At 64.2% G+C, this 713-nt stretch carries 1 pseudogene; it reads right to left on the minus strand.

The features are described from left to right. A pseudogene (locus NP777_RS47035) lies at positions 1-368 on the minus strand (SdrD B-like domain-containing protein); the annotation flags it as partial. Positions 369-713 lie beyond the last annotated feature (345 nt).

Here is a 713-nt window from a genome sequence, read left to right on the forward strand (position 1 = left end):
CCGGTGATGACCGAGTCGTCCTTGCCGTCCGACACGTCCACGAACGTCGTGAAGCTGTCGAAGTGGTTTTCCGCCGTCGAGGCCGGTGCCGCCCGCAGATACTTGTTGTACGGCGCCGGGATGGTGACGTCGACGCGGTACTGGCCGCCGGTCAGTTCGGTCGACTTCGAGACCACCACCTTTCCGGTGGCATCCGTGGTGCCGGTGACCCGATGGCCTGCCGGGTCCGACACCTTGACCTTCAAGCCCCGCTGCGGCACGTCCATGGTCGTGTTGATCACGCCGGTGCCGAAGAAATCCCGCAGGACCTGAACCGTCAGGGTGCCGTCGCCAGTCGAGGCGTTGGCCGTCCCGGCCGTCGCGCCCATGGTGCTGCCCAGCAGTACGAAAGCGCAGAGGCCCACTCGTGCCAGTGGACCCGTACGCTTCCCGGCTGTCCGGCGTAACCTTCCACATACTCTTCGCACAGCCATCACTCTCCCCTCGTGATGTGAACCGACCACCCGTTTCCGGCCGTGTATCCGCTTCCCGGTCCCGGGTGACACGTCGGTCATGAAAAGGGCCCACCGCTGTTTCGGTGGGCCCGGTCGTTCTTGGTCGTCCTGGCGGATGTGGCGAATTCAGGGACTCGGGAGTGCCATTCCCTGACGAGCCGCACTTGGCCTCGCTTCCCACTCGGAAACAGCACAAGAGTCTGAATTGTCATCCTGAAC

This window comes from Streptomyces rugosispiralis (assembly GCF_024505145.1).
Taxonomy (GTDB): Bacteria; Actinomycetota; Actinomycetes; order Streptomycetales; family Streptomycetaceae; genus Streptomyces; species Streptomyces rugosispiralis.